The 16964-nt window shown below is 54.2% G+C and carries 18 protein-coding genes and 1 pseudogene; 13 read left to right on the top strand and 6 right to left on the bottom strand.

All coding sequences use genetic code 11. The features are described from left to right. Positions 1-9 precede the first annotated feature (9 nt). The 10 genes from D3871_RS12765 (at position 10) to D3871_RS12815 (ending at position 11458) form a co-directional block, all read left to right on the top strand. Positions 10-1968 carry an FAD/NAD(P)-binding protein gene (locus tag D3871_RS12765; protein ID WP_119769234.1) on the top strand — a complete coding sequence of 653 codons (1959 nt, stop codon included), beginning with the start codon at positions 10-12 and terminating at the stop codon, positions 1966-1968. Between the two features lie 49 nt (positions 1969-2017). Further along, complete coding sequence (locus D3871_RS31680; protein ID WP_119769235.1) at positions 2018-2680, top strand: glutathione S-transferase family protein; 663 nt, start codon at positions 2018-2020, stop codon at positions 2678-2680. After that, positions 2677-3855 (top strand): MFS transporter, encoded by a 1179-nt coding sequence (locus tag D3871_RS12775; RefSeq protein ID WP_119769236.1) that lies wholly within the window; start codon positions 2677-2679, stop codon positions 3853-3855. Before D3871_RS31680 ends, D3871_RS12775 begins: the two co-directional genes overlap by 4 nt. Before the next feature lie 423 nt (positions 3856-4278). Then, on the top strand, positions 4279-5505 hold the full coding sequence (locus D3871_RS12785; RefSeq protein ID WP_119769238.1) for a cystathionine beta-lyase: 1227 nt from the start codon (positions 4279-4281) through the stop codon (positions 5503-5505). Between the two features lie 22 nt (positions 5506-5527). Then, positions 5528-6046: a winged helix-turn-helix domain-containing protein gene (locus tag D3871_RS12790; RefSeq protein WP_119769239.1), complete on the top strand. Its 519-nt coding sequence runs from the start codon at positions 5528-5530 to the stop codon at positions 6044-6046. After that, positions 5962-6531, top strand: coding sequence for a transposase (locus D3871_RS12795; protein WP_119769240.1), 570 nt, complete (start codon positions 5962-5964; stop codon positions 6529-6531). Before D3871_RS12790 ends, D3871_RS12795 begins: the two co-directional genes overlap by 85 nt. Before the next feature lie 128 nt (positions 6532-6659). Further along, entirely contained in the window at positions 6660-7304 is a 645-nt protein-coding gene (locus D3871_RS31685; RefSeq protein WP_420799662.1) for a gamma-glutamylcyclotransferase, read from the top strand. Then, positions 7301-8635 (top strand): cation:proton antiporter, encoded by a 1335-nt coding sequence (locus D3871_RS12805; protein WP_119769242.1) that lies wholly within the window; start codon positions 7301-7303, stop codon positions 8633-8635. The genes D3871_RS31685 and D3871_RS12805 overlap by 4 nt, the downstream gene beginning before the upstream one ends. Before the next feature lie 55 nt (positions 8636-8690). Beyond that, complete coding sequence (gene gshA / locus D3871_RS12810; protein WP_119769243.1) at positions 8691-10268, top strand: glutamate--cysteine ligase; 1578 nt, start codon at positions 8691-8693, stop codon at positions 10266-10268. 59 nt (positions 10269-10327) lie between these two features. Further along, complete coding sequence (locus tag D3871_RS12815) at positions 10328-11458, top strand: M14 family metallopeptidase (protein WP_119769244.1); 1131 nt, start codon at positions 10328-10330, stop codon at positions 11456-11458. Between the two features lie 7 nt (positions 11459-11465). On the opposite strand, the pseudogene D3871_RS12820 reads toward D3871_RS12815, so the two are convergent. The 3 genes and pseudogenes from D3871_RS12820 to D3871_RS12825 all read right to left on the bottom strand — a co-directional run. Further along, positions 11466-11606, bottom strand: a pseudogene (locus tag D3871_RS12820) (IS3 family transposase); the annotation flags it as partial. Between the two features lie 139 nt (positions 11607-11745). Continuing rightward, positions 11746-11871, bottom strand: a complete 126-nt coding sequence (locus D3871_RS31345) for a hypothetical protein (RefSeq protein ID WP_274381729.1) — start codon at positions 11869-11871, stop codon at positions 11746-11748. After that, on the bottom strand, positions 11859-12146 hold the full coding sequence (locus tag D3871_RS12825; RefSeq protein ID WP_199724764.1) for a hypothetical protein: 288 nt from the start codon (positions 12144-12146) through the stop codon (positions 11859-11861). Before D3871_RS12825 ends, D3871_RS31345 begins: the two co-directional genes overlap by 13 nt. A 607-nt stretch (positions 12147-12753) precedes the next feature. Here D3871_RS12825 and D3871_RS12830 point away from each other — a divergent pair. Both D3871_RS12830 and D3871_RS12835 read left to right on the top strand, forming a co-directional pair. Further along, positions 12754-12966 (top strand): DUF4177 domain-containing protein, encoded by a 213-nt coding sequence (locus D3871_RS12830; RefSeq protein WP_119769245.1) that lies wholly within the window; start codon positions 12754-12756, stop codon positions 12964-12966. Next, positions 12963-13178 (top strand): hypothetical protein, encoded by a 216-nt coding sequence (locus D3871_RS12835; RefSeq protein ID WP_119769246.1) that lies wholly within the window; start codon positions 12963-12965, stop codon positions 13176-13178. The genes D3871_RS12830 and D3871_RS12835 overlap by 4 nt, the downstream gene beginning before the upstream one ends. Positions 13179-13517: 339 nt before the next feature. Here D3871_RS12835 and D3871_RS12840 read toward each other — a convergent pair whose 3' ends face one another. The 3 genes from D3871_RS12840 to D3871_RS12850 form a co-directional block, all read right to left on the bottom strand. After that, positions 13518-14351, bottom strand: coding sequence for a MipA/OmpV family protein (locus D3871_RS12840; protein ID WP_119769247.1), 834 nt, complete (start codon positions 14349-14351; stop codon positions 13518-13520). Between the two features lie 197 nt (positions 14352-14548). Then, complete coding sequence (locus D3871_RS12845; protein WP_119769248.1) at positions 14549-15826, bottom strand: hypothetical protein; 1278 nt, start codon at positions 15824-15826, stop codon at positions 14549-14551. Positions 15827-16000: 174 nt separating this feature from the next. Beyond that, entirely contained in the window at positions 16001-16453 is a 453-nt protein-coding gene (locus tag D3871_RS12850; RefSeq protein ID WP_158597931.1) for a DUF2846 domain-containing protein, read from the bottom strand. Positions 16454-16712: 259 nt separating this feature from the next. Here D3871_RS12850 and D3871_RS30225 point away from each other — a divergent pair, with 259 nt between their 5' ends. Then, the gene (locus tag D3871_RS30225; RefSeq protein ID WP_158597932.1) at positions 16713-16874 is read left to right on the top strand and encodes a hypothetical protein; all 162 of its coding nucleotides are present in this window, start codon (positions 16713-16715) and stop codon (positions 16872-16874) included. Positions 16875-16964 lie beyond the last annotated feature (90 nt).

The raw sequence follows: 16964 nt of genomic DNA on the forward strand, positions 1-16964 counted from the left end.
GGGGTTGCCATGCTTAACAAGAAACGCATTGTAATTATCGGTGCTGGCTTTTCTGGAACTCTGACTGCTATCCGCCTCTTGCATTTTTGCGAAAGCGAAGTAGAGATTTGTCTGATTGAGAAGGACGATGCATCAAACTATGGAGGCATCGCGTTTGGGCAAACATCAACTACTTGGGCACACTTACTTAACATTCAGGCCGGCCGTATAACTCTGTTCCGCGAGCGCCCCGAGGACTTTCTCACATGGGTTAACGAAACCGCCGATCGCGCAACGTGGCCGCCAAAATGGAAGAATCATGCATTTAGTTTGTCATGTATGGTTCCCCGGCGTATTTACAGCCAATATCTCGCATATCGTCTAGGCGAAGCCGCACGCCTCGCGCATGCTGGAGTCACCTTTGTAGAGCTGAAGGGCGAAGTGCTCGACGCTCGGAGGGAGAACCAGCATTGGCGCGTCACCTACCTTGCCAGCGATTGCAGTGACGCAAAAAGCGTTTCGTTGCCTGCAAACTATATCGTCTTCGCGACGGGCCACTTGGCCCCGATGACTAAACCATTCTATGAAACGGTCAGGGATTCCGAGCGCTTTATATTCAACCAGTATGCGCGCCGTGGTCGGGAGCTCCTGTCAACCGTGAAGCCAGACGAAAAGGTGATGGTCGTCGGTTCAGGACTTGCCTCGTTTGATGCTGTCGTATCGCTCGTCGAGCAAGGACACACGGGGCCGGTCACCATTTGTTCCCGTGCTGGTCACATGCACGCATCTTATCCGCTTGATCATCAGCACGATATTATCGCAGTGCGGCGGCCACCGTTCATGGACGCCGAGAATCTATGCATAGACACCGTCGTCGACGGGGTTAAGGGTGAGTTCGCTTATCTGCGCGACCTGTTTGCGAATCAATACGGCGTCCCCGAGCAGATCATTCCGGAACGCATCATCAAAGCATGGGAACCTTATGTCGCCGAACTGGTGACCAGAATGGAAGCAAACGATGTTCGTTGCCTTCTAAATAAATACAAAAGTCTTATTGTTAGTTCTCGTACCAGTACGGTTCCCGCTATTGGAAATGTCATCCGCACCCGATTGAAAACCGATTCCCAGTCCGCGGGACAAGTCACAATCCTTGCCGCGCAAATCCAACACATTCATCGCGTCAACGATGACAACAGGCTTTGCGTTACTTTCAACGGCAATCAGGATCCGCAAATTTTTGACCGCATCATCAATTGTCTAGGCCATGCCACCGATTACGGCAACACATGCAATAGCCTCTGGACGAGTATGATCCAAGAGCAAAACCTTGCGACACCTCATATAAAGACTGGACGGGGCCTAGAAGTCACTCAACATGGTGAATTGCTTGCTCTAGAAGGCGCGCCATCAACCAATCTGTTTTGTGTTGGTCCGATGAGACAGGGGGACGAGATCGCGCGCCGCGGACGGCTCGGAGCCTTCGTATTTAGTATCGGAACGTTGAGGAACCAGTGTTTCGACATAGCGTTGGAGATCCGGCGACGCCTCAATCAACCGGTATTGCAGCAAACAATCCGCACACCTGACAATCTTCATACGTGCTGGGAAAGCAGCGTGCGCTGGTTTATTGAAACAAACGAACTGAACCTGCAAGAAGACGAACTAGCACAGTTTCGTAGATACGCATCACCTAATGACGGGCATTCACTCTTCGCCGCTTACCAAGGATTCTTTAGAACGCAAGACCATCGGTTGCGGCAGCCCTTCGCAGAAGAGATAGCGCGACAAAAGATTTCTCTTGCTAAAGAAATCACCAGACGTTTCTCCATTGAGAATACACGCGCGCAATTCTTGTGCGAGGTTTTCTCAAATCTCCTGGAAAAACACGCCGTGCATTCTCTATGTGATATCTCGAAGTTGGCAAAGTGGTCGGTGCCGCAATATGCGAATCATGTTCGCAATGTACACGCCCAGTTTGAACCTGCATGACAACCAATCGCCCCGGGCGGCATAACGTCCGGCAAGCCGCGGACATTCTATGATCACATTGTGCTATTCCCCGGGGTCTTGTTCTCTCGCTCCTCACATCGTGCTAAGAGAAATTGGCGTCCCTTTTACGGCAAAACGGTTCGCAGCCGATCTACGTGAGAATTACAGCGACGAGTATTTACAAATTAATCCGAGAGGGCGCGTTCCTGCCTTGATGATTGACGGCTTCACGATGACGGAAACCCCAGCAATTCTTGCTTACCTGGGACGCCGTTTTCCGGACTCAGAGCTGTTCCCGTCAAACTCCCTTGAGAGTGAAGCGCGTTGCTTGGAACGGTTAGCCTGGTCGTCCAATACCGTGCACGTCGCGTATGCCCAGATCCGGCGCGCTGAGCGATATGTTCTCAATCCCGCGGATTATGCAACTGTGAGAGATGGAGGGCATCATTATTTTCAACGTTGCATTGCCGAGATGGATGAGCATCTGCAACAGAATCGATTCGCTCTTGGTGACCGATATTCTGTTGTGGATCCGTTCTGGCTTGTCTTCTATCGATGGGGATGCCGCCAGAGTTACGAGATGGCGGAGCGATTTCCGGCCCTTACCACATACGTGACGCGGCTTGTCGCTAGGCCAGCCGTGCAACAGACACTCGACGCCGAAGGTATCTCGATATGGCCAAATGCAGGGCGGCCAGATAGGAAAACATGAATCAGTGCAGAAAAAACACGCTAATCCTCTCAATCGCTCAGGCACTCCTTCTTGTTAACAACATTACGCTGATTTCAATCAATGGCCTGCTCGGTTTTGCGCTGGCCGCCGACAAGCGATTAGCGACCCTTCCAGTGATGACCTACGTCATCGGTGCGGCCTTGTCGACGATCGCCGCATCCAGTTTCATGAAGCACTATGGGCGCCGGGCAGGATTTACCGTGGGTTCCCTTTTCGCTGTTGTAGGTGTGTCACTTGGCGCGGTGGCCGTTCTTATGCAGAATTTTTGGCTGCTATGCGCCGCAACTCTTGTATCCGGCGTCTATAACGCATTCGGCAAGTATTACCGTTTTGCGGCTGCCGATACTGGACCGGCAGATTTCAAGAGCACGGCGATTTCACTGGTACTTGCCGGCGGAATTGTTGGAGGCGTACTGGGGCCTGAGGCAAGTAAGATAACCCGCGATCTAACGCATGTTCCTTTCTTTGCAACGTACATTGCATTAATTCTGTTCGCGCTGTTCTCGTTAGCGGTCGTGCGGTTCCTCGATATACCGCAACCTAGCGAAAAGGAGAAGACAGCAAAAGGCAGGCCGCTGCACCAAATCATGCGGCAGCCGACCTTCATCGTGGCCGTGCTCTCTGCAGCAGTCGGCTACGGCGTGATGAACTTGATGATGAGTGCAACGCCGCTGGCAATGGACGTATGCGGCCTGCCTTTCAATGATGCCGCTCTGGTCCTGCAATGTCATGTAATCGGCATGTATGCGCCTTCATTTTTCACCGGGTCGCTGATCAAGCGCTTTGGGGTACTCAAAATTCTGATCGCCGGACTTGTTTTGATGTTCGCGTGCGTCGGCGTAGCATTGTCGGGAACGACGTTCTCACACTTTTGGTGGAGCTTGGCAATTCTCGGTGTCGCGTGGAATTTTCTTTATATCGGCGGCACGACTTTGCTAACGGAGTCCTACGATCCAGCGGAGAAAGCGGCAGTACAGGGCATCAACGACTTCTTGATATTTGGAACCACTTCAATATCAGCGCTTGCGTCGGGCATCGTCATCACCAGCCGGGGTTGGGCATCGTTGGCGACGATCTCTCTTCCCTTGCTCGGCATCACGATGGCAGCCGTGTTAAGCCTTGCTATCAAGCGCCGATTCGTAGTGGCATCCTAGTGTTTGTTGTGTCTGTTGATTCCTTCGCAAAGTCTTCGTACCGTGGCAAGGATGAAATCAGCGGTGATAGTGCGCACAAAGGGTTTGCCGAGACGCAGTTCGTAGTGAAGCCAGTCAGACGCTGTGCAATGAATCGGCGGCGTCAATTATTCGCGGCCGCGTCGGTTGCTTCAAAGCGCCGTGACATGTTGCTGTCGGGTATGGTCGGCCGAGGAAGCCAACAAAATCAGTTTTGCGAATTCAGCACCGCTGGCAGTGACGGCTAACGACTTATTGACTTTAACTGCGATTGTTCTACTTGTGCCAGCACCAATTCACCGTGGTCGGTCCGATGTCATGACAGCACTTCCTGCCGTAACGATATCTAGAATCCACACAATATCCGCGCCATTAATTAATAAGACAGGACATTAGGAGATGCTGATGCATGTTTCATCGCCGAACGAAGAGACTCAATGGTTACATGACAGCTATGAACCACCAAGCGGTTTTTCCAGTCTTTCCACGCCGGTCCACCATGCCTCGACCGTGGTCTTTGACACCGTCGATGCCTACCAGAACCGAGGGGCGCGCAGGTATGACGGCTATACTTACGGGTTATCTGGCACGCCGACAAGCATGGTATTGGCACACAGAGTTGCACAACTAGAAGCCAGCCACCATCAGGCCGTATTGACACCCTCCGGGCTATCCGCCATTTCGTTAGTCTACCTCAGTTGCCTTAGGCAGGGCGACCACGTCCTGGTCAGTGACAACGTATATGGGCCGAGCCGTCACCTGTGCCTGAACGTTCTCCAAGGAATGGGCGTTGAAATTTCCTTCTATGATGCTCTTGCGGGTTCAGGTATAGAGTCGCAGATTCGCTCGAACACGCGTCTCATATGGGTCGAGTCGCCGGGGTCAATTACGATGGAGATAGCGGACGTCAGCGCCATCGCCGCAATAGGAAGGAAACGCGGAATCCTTGTCGCCGCAGACAACACTTGGGCTGCCGGACTGCATTTCAAACCTTTACGTCATGGATGCGACATTTCGGTCCAGGCACTGACCAAGTATGTAGGAGGGCACTCCGATCTGCTGCTCGGTGCTATTGCCGTAAGCAATGAAATTCTCTATCGGAAAATTAAGGATACGGCTCACAGCCTCGGCTTGGGCGTATCTTCTCAGGACTGCTTCCTAGCCCTGCGGGGTTTATCGACGCTCAGCGTTCGCATGCGCCAGCACCAGGCAAGCGCACTAGAAATTTCCAGATGGCTGCAACAGCGATCGGAGATTAAAAAGGTGATTCATCCCGCCTTGGCATCTTGTCCGGGGCATGAAATATGGCGCCGGGATTTTTCCGGTTCTAGCGGCCTCTTCTCTATTGTCCTGCAGCCACAGTATTCCAAAAGATCTGTTGACACGATGATCGAGCGGCTGCGCTATTTCCGGATTGGCGCAAGTTGGGGGGGCGCGATCAGTCTCGCATTACCGCTCGATCCTAGTGACCTGCGAACGGCTGCCCCATGGAATGAGGATGGCTACCTGATCCGCTTGAGCATTGGCCTGGAAAACGTCGCAGATCTGATCGCCGACCTGCGCGCCGGACTGGATAGTCTACTGAGCGTTCAGGCAGTAGGTGACAGGCAAATGGCGTATAAAGAAGGATGACCTTGCTGCAGGAGGTTATCTCATGGCAAAGAAACGGTATAAGCGGGATTTTGAAGCACTGGAGCAACGTCGCAAGATTGCAGCGCGGCTTCTTGCGAAAGGGATGAAGCAGGCAGAGGTGGCCCGTGAACTTCATGTAAGCCGGCAAAGCGTGTCTGTCTGGGCTAAAGCGCAGGCCGTCGACAAGGAAGGTTGGCGTCGCAAGCCATTGGATTCTTGCCCTGGCCTGAATCCGGCGCAACGACGGTGGCTGTGCAAGCTTCTCGTCAGGGGAGCACAAGCGAACGGATTTCCCAATGATGCCTGGACACTGCGTCGCATTGGGCAACTGATCGAGCAGGAGTTCGGCATCGCGTATGGAAAGACAAATATCTGGTTGCTGCTCAAGGCAATGGGGTTTTCCTGCCAACGTCCTGCGGGGCGTGCGAGCCAGCGCAATGAAGAAGCGATACGGCAGTGGCGACTCAAACGCTGGCCGATGCTCAAAAAAAAGCCCGCCGGGAGAGAAGAATCCTGCTCTTCATCGACGAGAGCGGCTTGAGTGAGAGGCCTACTCGAATCAAGCCATGGGCACCGGTGGGATGCACACCGGTACTGCGGTACAGTTTCAACTGGAAGCAGCTGACGGTGATTGCTGCGCTGGGTGTGCGCAATTTCTATTTCCGATTCGTGTACGGGCCGATTGGCAAATCTGAGCTCGTGCATTTTCTGAAGATGCTGCACAAGAAGCTTCATCGGAAACTGCTGGTTATTTGGGATGGTCTGCCTCAGCATAAAAGCACGCTTGTCGCCGATTATCTGAAGTCAACATCGGGAAAGGTCGTTGTCGACTATTTGCCTGGCTACGCACCTGAACTCAATCCCTCTGAATACATCTGGGCCTATATGAAGCAACGAGAACTAGGCAACTTATGTCGCAGCACGATTGGCGAGGTCAAGGCATTCGCCTGCGGTCGCCTGAAATCTATGCAGCGTCGCGTCGGATTGATAGCATCGTTTTGGAAGCAGGCTGGCCTGAAACCCTAATGTCACCTATATCCTGAACGCGCAGTAGTGGCCGGCTAATCTGCATCTTAAATGAATTTTCGGAACAAGCTTCATTCATGAGCCACCTACTCCGTTCCAACTTTGAAGAGGATCACACTCGGCATGTCATGGAAGGTACGGAGCTGGCGCCGCACTTGCAAACTGCTGCACAGCTAGAGGCTTCACTGTCCGCGGTGCTTGACCGGTGTGTGCCAGGCGCCGATATCTGGCTCTTTGCTTACGGTTCCCTAATGTGGAATCCGATGATTGTTTATGAAGAATCTTGTTCTGCGATTCTCTTCGGATATCACCGAGGCTTCTATCTCAGATCGCGCATCCACCGAGGCACTCCTCAGAATCCAGGTCTAGTGCTGGCGCTGGATAGCGGCGGGTCTTGTCGTGGCATTTGTTACCGGATTGCTGCAGCGCGGGTGAAAGATGAGCTGCAACTTCTTTGGCGGAGGGAAATGCTAGGCGGGTCATACAAAGCGCGATGGCTTGATGTTCATACCTGCCGCGGAAGGGTTGCAGCGCTGGCATTCGTTATAGACCGCCAGCGTCCTACGTATGCGGGAAAGCTGACGGACGACGAAATCGTAAGTTGTTTGCACGCCTCCTATGGGCTTTCGGGATCCGGCGTTGATTACCTACTGCAGACACATCGGACCTTGACAGGAATGGGCATTTCGTGCCCGTCACTGACAAAGCTGATCAAACTAATTCGAGTTGAATCGGATGATAACCATAAGAGTTTGGGATTGGAACCAGCATGAATGAAAACATAACTAGCGCTGCGCACGCCGTCGCTGCCGCAGCACAACAATCGGCGGTAGGCAGTCAGGCCGAACACTTAGTGCTTCACCTCGTGTATCAGCTGATCGTCATATTGATACTTACACGCGTAGTGGTATGGTTCACAAAGCGCTGCTTGGTGCAAACGGACGTGACCGGTGAAATACTTGCCGGTCTGGTCCTTGGGCCGAGCTTGGTCGGTGCCATGTTTCCCCAGTGGTTTTCGTCTCTGTTTGTACCAGAAACCTCCACAATTTTCGTTGGGCTTGCCCAAACGGGGCTCATTCTATTGATGTTCCAGATCGGCCTCGAGTTTGAGTTCAAGACCAATCTGTCAGGGCGGATGAGCCCTGTGGTGCTGATCAGCGCTGCGGGCATTGTCATCCCGTTTTTGGCAGGGTATGTGACCGCTCCATGGTTCTGGGAACAGATGCCCGGGGCACGTCCGGACCAACTGGCGTTTCGTCTCTTCTTCGCGACAGCGATGTCGATTACCGCCATTCCTATCCTAGGTCGCATTTTCATGGAGCTGGGTCTTTCGCATACCCGGACCGCCGCGCTGACGATCGGTTCCGCCGCCGTCGATGACATTTGCGGATGGCTGGTCCTAGGTGTAGTGTCCGCTCTCATTACTGCAAAATTCGAATTCGGTACACTCGCTGTTCGGGTAGGACTATTGCTAGCCTATGTGGTCTTTGTCATGCTTCTTTTGCGTCCCATCCTTCTGAAGCGCCTGCAGCGACGCATGAACGCACAGAAACATCTATCAGGATCTTCTATCGCCCTGATCCTGATCTTGCTTTTCACTTCTGCCGCGGTCACAAGCAACCTTGGCGTTTTCGCGATCATAGGCGGCTTCGTCATCGGGGTTGCACTACACGAAAACCGTGAGTTTGTCCGAGCGTGGAAGGAACGCGTCGGCGGACTCGTGAATGCGTTCTTTCTGCCGATATTCTTCGCGTACACGGGCCTCAGAACTGACATCGGAACACTTTCTGGCAGTGACGCATGGTTGGTCTGCCTATTGATATGCATCATTGCCTTCGCCAGCAAATTTGGTGGTGCCTACGTTGCGGCCAGACTGGCAGGCGAACCACACCGCAGTGCACTGACGATTGGCGTATGCATGAACACGCGAGGGCTGATGGAGTTGATTGCTCTCAACATTGGCTATGATCTCGGCATCTTGCCGCGTCAAATGTTCACGATGTTGGTCATTATGGCAATTGCTAGCACCGTCATAGCCACTCCTCTGATTCGCTGGCTGATGCGAAGCGAATGCAAGCTGGCGTCCGAAGCGCCAGGTCTCTAAAAGCCGTCGCTAGGCCTATATGTAATGCCGAACCCGCATTTTCGGGAACCAGATAATGAGCAGCTTATTTACTAGTCGTATCAGGATGTTCGCCGAGAGGGGCTCGCGACATATACTTGCCGAGGGGCTACGAGGCGTGGAACGAGAGGCGTTGCGCATATGTCGTGAAGGCGTGCTCGCGACGACGAGGCACGCGAAAAACCTGGGTTCTCCCCTGACGCATCCGTATATCACGACAGATTACTCGGAGGCCCTGCTGGAACTGATCACGCCTCCAGAGCGGGATGTGCGTAACGTACTTGAAAATCTCGATGTGTTACATCGGTATGTGCACGCTTCCATTGGGACGGAGCTACTCTGGAATCAATCCATGCCCTGTCCGCTTCCGCCTGAGGATGTAATTCCGATTGCGTGGTACGGAACCTCCCATACCGCCATGCTTAAGCACGTGTACCGCCGCGGCCTTGCGCTACGGTACGGCAAGAGCATGCAGTGCATCGCTGGAATCCATTACAACTTTTCCGTTTCCCCTTCCTTATGGACGCTGTTGAAGGAGGCCATAACAGGAACTGGTTTTCCCGACGAACTACGGTCAGCGGGGTACATTAGTCTGATGCGTAATTTCCGTCGCTTCAGCTGGCTGCTGATGTATTTGTTCGGTGCATCGCCAGCGATGTGCAGTAATTTTGCGGGGAATGACGTCTACCCCTTTCACACAATGTCCACGGACAGGCTCTATCTTCCTAACGCCACCAGTTTGCGCATGAGCCGCATAGGCTACCGGGCAAATGCACAGGCAAGCATCGCCGAGCACTTCAATAGCGTCGAGGACTATATCGAATGCATCGCTGCAGCAGTCAATGAGCCTTACCCACCATATGCCGAACAGGGTGCATACCATAATGGCGAATGGACACAAATCAATACCAATCGTCTGCAGCTGGAAAATGAATACTACTCGGCTATACGGCCAAAGCAAGTCACCTTGCCGGACGAGCGACCGCTACAAGCGATATACCGTCGCGGTATCCAGTATGTGGAGGTACGCTGCATCGATATCGATCCGTTCGAGCCGCTCGGCATCAGCCTTGAGACAACTCGATTTCTCGAAGCGTTTCTGCTGTACTGCGTCTTGGAGGAAAGCCCTTTGACAAGCTATGATGAAGCGTGTGAGAACGCGGAGAACTTCTCCCGAGCCGTGGAAATGGGCCGATCACCTGGACTTACTTTGCACCGTCAGAGAAAAGCTATCCCCCTCCGAGACTGGGGCCTGCACTTAATGGAGAAGATTGCCGAAATTGCCAATCTACTCGACGGCTGCGACGACAAGGAAGGTTACATGACCGCCGTGCTGGCCCAGCAACGGAAGTTAAACGACACGGAACTGACACCATCGGCGCGGGTGCTCAAGGGGCTGCAGGCAAAAGGCGGTTCTTTCTTCCGTTATACGTTAGAGCAAAGCGCCATCCACACGGCATATTTTCGAGCCCGCCCGCTGCCAGATGTAACCGCCGCGCATTATGCAAGCCTAGCGCACTTGTCGGTAAATGCTCAGGCCAAGCTGGAAGAAGCGCAGACTGGAGAGTTTGAACAGTACATCTCTCGCTATCAAAGCTTGTCACTTGCGCTCTGAAGAGCGAAACTCTGGACGTCTTTGGGGACGGGCAGTTTTGCTTGTCTAATTTCCGAACCATGTCAATTTACATTAGCCAGGATTTCGATGGTGGCGCAATCGTCGCGGCATCGGCGGCACATCCCGAGGACATTTCACTGATGTTGCGGCCGGATTCGTCCGCGAAGTTTTTACAATGGTTTTATTTTCGCGTCCAAGGTGCGCAGGCGCACGAATGCGCGATTCGGATATTGAATGCGGGGCAGTCAACATATCCGGCGGGATGGGAGGATTATCGGGCTGTCGCAAGCTATGACCAGCAACATTGGATCCGAGTGCCGACAGATTATGACGGGCAGATACTGACGATCCGACATGCACCTGAAAGAAATAGTGTCTACTACGCGTATTTTGAACCTTATTCTCTCATTCGGCACCGGTCGCTATTGGAACGTGCCGCGGCATGCCCGCATATGCAGGTTGAATGTCTTGGAAAGACAATTGAGGATCGGGATATTGATCTCATTGTCGTAGGGGACGAAAGAAAGCGCAGGAAAATCTGGATCACTGCGCGTCAGCACCCCGGCGAAACAATGGCCGAATGGTTTGCCGAAGGCATGGTGGACGCATTACGAAATTCGCAAAACCCTATGGTGCGAGGCCTGTTGGCCCATGCAGTGTTTTATATTGTACCGAACATGAATCCTGACGGCTCTGTACGTGGCAACCTGCGTACCAATGCGGCAGGCGCCAACTTGAACCGCGAATGGCTTTCCCCTTCACTTGAATCAAGTCCTGAAGTTTGGCACGTCAAGAGGCGTATCGAAAAAGTAGGCTGCGATGTCTTCTTGGATGTGCATGGCGATGAGCGCCTACCATATGTGTTCGCCGCCGGCGGTGAGATGCTTGATAACTTCGAGGCTGGAAAAGCGGCGCATCAGCAACGTTTTATTGACTGTCTGGCTGCGGCGAGCACGGAATTCCGACCGACGGGATGCTATCCACCTGGAAAATACCAGAAGTACGGCCTTGAATTGGCGAGTACATACATGGAACTCGCGTTTGATTGCGTAGCGCTAATGTTAGAAATGCCGTTCAAGGACAATGCATGCGCACCGAATATGAGAACTGGATGGAGCGGTGGACGCAGTGCAAAATTCGGACAACAGACATTGGTCGCGCTCGCTGCATTTGATTCGCTCGGGTTTTGAGGGACTGCCTTTTTAGAATGTCGCGCTCCATCTTCACGCGCGCCAGCTCCGTTCGCAAGCGGCTGATTTCCATCTGCTCGGCGCCGACTGCCTTGCCGGCCTCCTTGAGCTGGCCTTGTGCCTGTGCCTTGATCCAGTTGTGAAGTGTCTATTCCGCAGCGTGTAGCGCGCTCCGCTAATCTTTGACATCTTGTTCTCCCCCCGCACTTCCCCAAAAAGTCCTCCGCTACATACCGAAAGAAAATATCCAGTGAAACAACTCAAACTGATGATGATTAGCACGTTGATTACAGTCGGTGGCTGCGCGACACCCGGTCGCTCAGCTTGCGGGTTGCAGCAAACAGGCGCTGCGCTTCATCGACGGTGACGATATCGGGCAGCCGCTGCGCCTTCGGCTTGATCAGGTGCGGCATGACCCACGGTTTGCGCAGCACATGGACAGTGTAAAACTTGAAGCCGTAAAGGTCGAGCTTGACCGCGCTCCAGGAGTGGGTGGCGACCAGATCGCTGAATAATCGGTGAGCTGGGCTTCGGACAGGTCGTCGATGCAGTGCAAGAAATACGTCCCCATGCGCCGGATGGCGCGGGCATAGGCATCTATGGTCTTGGCTTGCGGCCCTTTGAGTTTGAGGTGCTTGAGATGGCTCTGGCACTGCCGGTCGAAGTGCGCGGTGCGACTCGTCTTCATGCTGGTTTATCCTCACGAAATGTTGCACAATCAACCGCTTGGGAACAAGGGGACGGATGTGCAGAATAATTCGTGTCGCCAGAGTAGGCGATTTCTCCGCGTAGCGGCTTCGTTCAACATGACATTTGATTCTGATGCCTTCGGCACGGATCAATTCACACGTTAATTCTCAAGACATGAGCGTATTTGACGGACAACGGATCGTAAGCAAGCGGAAGCGCATGTTGGCCTATTGCGAACAGCATGGAATCGTTGTGCCGTCGGGATTCCATGACTTGGAAACGGTTTATCCGATCGCGGTTGTAGACATATCGATTCCGGAAAGACCTAGGCTGCTGCCAACAACTTTTTATAATACGGCTGGTGTTTTGGAATACTTTAAAGCTAAAAACAAGTACCCTGGAAATTATAGGGTGATGGATTTTAAGCGGGGATTTGAGTACGTCCTGGCATCGCCAATAAATTATCAGCGTCGAGCTGATTTTAATAGCCGTAAGGATGTTGATGATGCTCGGTGGCTTAACTCACGTCGTTGCACGCCGACGCAAATGGGCCCCTAAGGCATTCGGCCGCTTATCTACCAACTCAAACAAAAACAAGGAAGCGCATGAAACAGTACAAAGTGGTTGTTTATCAAGAGGGGATGTTGGGTTCGCTACTGCTAGGCGCATCGAAGGTAGATCCAGTCCGTTTCACTGACTTTCTAAACAAGAACGCAAGCCAAGGTTGGCGCGTGATCACGATGGAAAAAGACATCCGCCGCATGCTGCTGTTGTGGAAGCGCGAAGCCTACGTAGTTGTGCTGGAAAAAGACGCATGAAGCTCGGCTTAATCAGCGCGCTGTCCATTGCCGTCGGATGGGCCATACTCGCCATTGCCCAACTGTGGCTGCAGCCATTATCGGCAGAGAACTTCATAAAGGTATCTGTTACAGCGGGCATCCTTGTGGTCATCATTCTGGTCGTCACACTGGCGGCACGAGAGTACTTATCTGAAAAGAAGATGAAGGACGATGGGTTCATCGATGGCTAAGGGCGCAAACCTTTCAAAGAGGGCATCTATCACTTGCCTAACTGGTTACTCAACCGGACATCAACCTGGTGCGCAGGTTGATGCTAACCGGGTCTGCAAAAGTTTTTGACACGTCGTGTTCAGTACTCCCTTCTTCCGCAAGCGGGAGAGGGAGCGAAATACAAATGCAGCAGGTTTTGTCAAAAATTTCTACGGACCTGCTTAGTCGCAGTATGTAAAGCACTCGCCCAATCCCATGGGGAGCACGACGCCTGTTAAGTGCTTGAGCCCTTGGGACGGTCACTAGCAACAACTGTCGCCCCCTACGAGAGCACAAGTACGACGGGACAGCACTGCCGCTCACTCGTCGGCATCTACGCGCTGCGACGACGTGCCGAATACCCACGCAAACGCCAGCCCGGCTGTCAGCGCATTATTCCGCTGCACCAGCGGACTGTCGGCAAACACGGCACCGCCGAGATGGTCATAACGCAAAAACGCGCCGAGCCAGTAATGCCTGAAGCGCTTGCTCAGGGTAGCCGTGGCTTGCATACCCGCATAGCCGCTGCCGGCCGCATACGCAGGGCGGCCGGCGATGGCATCCGCTGCGCTGACCGAATACAGATACCCGTTGTAGTCGCGGGTGGCATAGACAGGACCGCCTTGCAGGCCAAGCTTCCAGCCGCCCATGCCTGCCGGGTCCCTGAGCTGCAATAGCAGGTTGGGGGAAAACAGCCAGCCGATATGGCGCGGCGAAGACTCGACGGTATAGGCGGCGCGTACGGGCAGGCGGAAGGACATGCGCAACCTGTCATCCGAGGCAGCCCATAGCCGGAAATCGGCGGTCGGCCCGACTTCCATGGTCGGTCGTAAATCTTCCATCCCGCGCCGCAGGGAATTGTCATTGTCGCGGCCAGGCAGCGTTGCATTCAGGCTCAGGTTGATTTCCAGCCGATCGCTTTCGAAAAGCGCGGCGCGCATGCCGCTGCGATCGGCCCGGATGACATCGCCGCGATAAACGAAATAAGGCGTCGGGAACAGGTAGCCGGAACGCTGATCTGAACCGCGATAGTCAGGCACGCTGAGCGCGCCCAGCCCAACACCAAGTTCCCATTTGGGCAGCGAATCCGCATGGCTGAAAAAGGGATGCAGGCAAGCGAGCAGCAAGCCTGTTCGCAGGAAGGTATTTTTCATGCGCGAGAAAGAAAATCATCCGGGAAACAGCTTGGTTTGACACTGTATTACCGGAATGAGTCCCCTATGCCGGGCACGGAATGATTGACCGATTTCGCCTTTGCGTCGTCCTATCCTGCGCGGCGCCTATGTCCTGATTGCGAAAGCGTTCATTGCGGGCTGCCACAATCAGGACATTGAACAGCCCGCAAGCGGCATTACCCGCCGAACAGGCCGCGCAGCAGCTTGACCGGATTGGTCACGTCGGGAAGGGGAATACCCGGCATGCCGCTGTTATCGCTGTTGGCGTTGCCATTGCTCATCTCGTTGCCCTCGCTGCGGCCCGCGCCACTACCCTGTGCCTTCGCATTGCCTTCCATTCCCAGCATGGCCATGCCGGTGGACTTGATGCGTACCCGCGCAGTCCATTCCGGTTGCCAGTCGGCCGGCGCCTTGGTCGGGCGCTGCGGGTGCGACACATTCAGTTCGGGGCCGTAGGCGATCATGTTGAGCATCGCGCCCTCGACCTTGTCGAAAATACCTTTGGGAACCGTGCAGTCATTGGTCGATGCAGGAAGGATGATCTTTTGCTGCAGCAGTTTGGTGATCTGCGCCTGCGACTGATAGCTCATCAGCGCCCAGCCGTTTTCCGGCTTTTCGCTCGAACTCCAGAAGATCATGTCTTGCGCGCCATCCGGCCCTTTGGCCGCGCCCTGCGCATGCAGGAAGTATGCCCTGGCGTTTTGCATCGCCGCCCAGTTGACCCGCACGCCATCCTGCGGCATGCCCTTGGTATTGAGCTTTACCTTCGGCAAAAAGTCGTATTCCGCGCCCACGCTGAATTTCAGGCTGGCCGGCACACCCTCGCCGCTGACCGCATGGTCGCCCTGCAGCGATGCATTGTCGGGAACCTGCTTGCTGTCCTTTTCATTGGGCCATAGCGCATGACCGGGCCGGTGCTCGACGCCGCGGCTGCCCGCGCCATGACTGGCGAAGAATTGCGCATACTCGCCAGTATTATTTTGCTTGGCGAAATCGAATACCTTGGGCTGACCGGGACGGATGGTGTCGCCGCAACCCCAGTACATCAGGATGCGTCCTTTCGGCTTCTCGATGGTGTCCGGCCGTTCGTTGCGCGTGGCGTCCTGTCCGGCAGATTTGGGGCGCAGAGGCATCAGCAGCAGCGAAGGACCCATGCTCATGCCGGTCGGGATGGCATGCGTGCCTTCCACACCGGCAGGCTTGGCGCGCACGAACAGTTCCGCATCGAGCGTCTTCCCGCGTCCACCGCCGGCACCCGGCATACCGGTATTGCCCATGAGACCGCCCAGCAATCCGCCTCCCATGCCGCCTTCCTCCGGCATGCCGGGAATCGAGAAGCTGGTCGTCGCGAGGTCGACCCAATATTGCGCGGCGGGGCCGCGTGACTGGGCATGGGCGGAAAGACTTGCGGCAGCGATGCAGATTGCGAGTGTCGTACGGGTTGATGCAGACATGTGGTTCTCCCTTGGTCGAGTCCTTGTTATGGTCGGTCAAATCACTGTGAATGGCGGACGCAGCAGTCTACCGCAGAGGCGCGAAGGCGGATACCGGCTCATGCGCCCGTGATCCTGCCGACATGACGATGACAAGAAGCCGCAATGCCGCAAGCGGCATGTTGACAGGCGCACTCAAAGCCATTGTTCAATCAATGCGCATTCCTGCACCGCTCTCCTGCCGACATCGTCATCGACCATCTTGAGCGCCGAGCCGGGCGACAGCATGCCGGCATCGATCAGTTGCGAAACAAAATAATTTTTCCCGGCGACTGCTCTGATGGACAGCACCGCATCGCTTTTTTCGCCGCGCGATACCAGCGTATGCTCGCCCGGCGGCACGGCGATCCGCATGAAGGTCTTGACCGCCGTCTCGCCGATCTTTCTGCCATCGATAATGACAGGTACGGTAGACGCGCCGCCATGGGCTCCATGGCGATAAATGTAGATATTAGCTTTTTCCGCGTCGACGGCGAACGTCTTTGCATTGGCATCCTCTTTGGTACTGGCCATTTGCACTGACGCGCATCCGGCGCACAGCATGGCCATGGCGAGCAGCGTGACGGCATAGCGAAGAAAATAGGACATGCGACTTTCCGGGAACGTAAAAAGCGCGCATAGATTAGCGGACGGCAAGTGTCTTGTATCTCCCACGTTCATGGGAGACATCCGGCGGACGACTGACTCACTGCCTCACAGAGTTGCAATACAGGTAACTTACATATCAAGAAGACAATGATGTGCCGGCCAATATAAATAATTTGTGGACGTCATAGAACCAAAATTGGCCATCGGCAACTAAGTTTTCTTTGGGGGTGTTATGCAAGATCGCAGAAGGAGCGGCAATGTGGATGCCGCAAATGTACTGTCCCGCCTGATGGAAAAATGGTCAGGCAAAACCACAAACGCATCATCGCAATCCTCGTTTCCCAAGGCGACAGGACCGGAATTCGAGTCGAAATCGATTGTGGAAGTCACCGAGGCATTGTTGCACCAAGTTGGAAAGTAATCCTGGAAGCGTCCGTTTCGTCGACGCAAAACCAACAGGGCGCCCGCTTGCGGCGCCCTGTTCACTCTGTTCCAACACCGAACTGCGAAA

It is taken from the genome of Noviherbaspirillum saxi (assembly GCF_003591035.1).
GTDB classification, from domain to species: domain Bacteria; phylum Pseudomonadota; class Gammaproteobacteria; order Burkholderiales; family Burkholderiaceae_D; genus Noviherbaspirillum; species Noviherbaspirillum saxi.